At 60.6% G+C, this 2,110-nt stretch carries 1 protein-coding gene; it reads left to right on the top strand.

What is annotated here, in order from left to right:
* The first annotated feature begins 368 nt into the window (after window positions 1-368).
* A complete protein-coding gene (gene leuA / locus NP534_RS26685; RefSeq protein WP_033701014.1) occupies window positions 369-2,042 on the top strand; it encodes a 2-isopropylmalate synthase in 1,674 nt (557 codons plus the stop codon).
* Window positions 2,043-2,110 lie beyond the last annotated feature (68 nt).

Here is a 2,110-nt window from a genome sequence, read left to right on the forward strand (position 1 = left end):
TGCTCTTCCGATCTTTCGCGGGTAACCCCGCGAAGAAGCCCGCGCTGACACCCCACTTCCCTTGTCTTGCGCCATCAAAACCTACAGCGCAAAAACCTGAAAGCCTCTCAGCAATAAGCGCTACAAAATCTCGCAATCCAGCTTTTTTTAAGCATTCCTCTCAATTTTTCGCGAACACTTGCCATCCCTCACCCCGCTGGCTTAGGGTTGAAGCATGAAAACCTCCAGCACCCTCATTCTGCTCCGACAACATCGCAGCCTCTGCCTGGTCAGCGCACGACTACCAGGTTGAATCGCGTCGCCTCGCCTCTTCATCTCGTTATTGCTCGGCAGGCCCGATCTCGGCCGCATACAAAAGGATTGCTTCCATGACCATGCTCAAAGACCCTTCGAAGAAATACCGCGCCTTCCCGACCATCGACCTGCCTGATCGCACCTGGCCATCGAAAACCATCACCGCAGCGCCGATCTGGTGCAGCTCCGACCTGCGTGATGGCAACCAGTCGCTGATCGAGCCGATGGATGCGGAGAAGAAGCTGCGTTTCTGGAAGACCTTGGTGCAGGTTGGCGTGAAGGAGATCGAAGCCTCGTTCCCGTCCGCTTCGCAAACCGACTTCGACTTCGTGCGTACCCTGATCGAAGACGGCCACATCCCGGACGACACCACCATCCAGGTGCTCACCCAGGCCCGTGAAGACCTGATCGCCCGTACCTTCGAATCGCTGCGTGGGGCCAAAAAGGCCATTGTCCACCTGTACAACGCGACCAGCCCGTCGTTCCGCCGCATCGTCTTCAACCAGGACAAGCAAGGCGTGAAGGACATCGCCGTGAACGCGGCCAAACTGTTCGTCAAGTATGCTGCCCAGCAGCCGGACACCCAGTGGACCTTCCAGTACTCGCCCGAGACCTTCAGCGCCACCGAGCTGGAGTTCGCCAAGGAAGTCTGCGACGCGGTCATTGAAGTGTGGAACCCAACCCCTGAGCACAAGCTCATCCTCAACCTGCCAGCCACCGTGGAAGTCGCCACGCCAAACATCTACGCCGACCAGATCGAGTGGTTCTGCCGCAACATCAGCCGCCGTGACAGCGTGATCATCAGCCTGCACTGCCACAACGACCGTGGCACCGGCATCGCCGCCACCGAGCTGGGCCTGATGGCCGGCGCCGACCGCGCCGAAGGCTGCCTGTTCGGCAACGGCGAGCGTACCGGCAACGTCGACCTGGTGACCTTGGCACTGAACCTCTATACCCAAGGCATCGACCCACAACTGGACTTCTCCGACATCGATGGCGTGCGCAAGGTAGTCGAAGAGTGCAACCAGTTGCCGGTGCACCCGCGTCATCCGTATGTCGGCGACCTGGTTCACACTGCGTTCTCCGGCTCGCACCAGGACGCCATCCGCAAAGGCTTCGCCAAGCAACAGGAAGGCGAGCTGTGGGAAGTGCCGTACCTGCCGATCGACCCGGCCGACATCGGCCGCAGCTACGAGGCGGTGATCCGCGTCAACAGCCAGTCGGGCAAAGGCGGCATCACCTACCTGCTCGAACAGGAATACGGCATCAGCCTGCCACGCCGCATGCAGATCGAATTCAGCCAGGTGGTCCAGGGTGAAACCGACCGCCTGGGCCTGGAAATGACTGCCAAGCAGATCTACAGCCTGCTGCAGAAAGAGTACCTCCAGGCCAACGCCCCGTATGCACTGGTCAGCCACCGCCTGCAGGAAGAAAACGGCCACAGCGCCGTGGAAGTGGAAGTCGCTGGTGAAGGCGAAACCACCCTGCACTGGCGCGGCAAGGGCAATGGCGCCCTGGAAGCCCTGGTGGCTGGCTTGCCGATTGCCGTGGAGATCATGGATTACAACGAGCATGCCATCGGCGCCGGCACCAACGCCAAGGCGGCGGCCTACATCGAACTGCGCGTAGCCGGCGGCCGCCCGGTGCATGGTGTGGGCATCGACGAGAACATCACCACCGCCAGCTTCAAGGCATTGTTCAGTGCGCTGAACCGCTCGCTGAGCCAGCAAGAGGCCAAGGCGGCGTAAGCTGCGGTTTGATGGCCAAGAGCCCGCATCCTTGATGCGGGCTTTTTTATTGCCCGAACTGGCCCTTT

Source organism: Pseudomonas sp. 39004, from assembly GCF_028682155.1.
In the GTDB taxonomy this organism is placed as follows: Bacteria; Pseudomonadota; Gammaproteobacteria; order Pseudomonadales; family Pseudomonadaceae; genus Aquipseudomonas; species Aquipseudomonas capeferrum.

Excerpts from the sequence above, each read along its gene's own strand:
- leuA (WP_033701014.1), top strand. The coding sequence starts at position 369 with ATGACCATGCTCAAAGACCCTTCGAAGAAATACCGCGCCTTCCCGACC.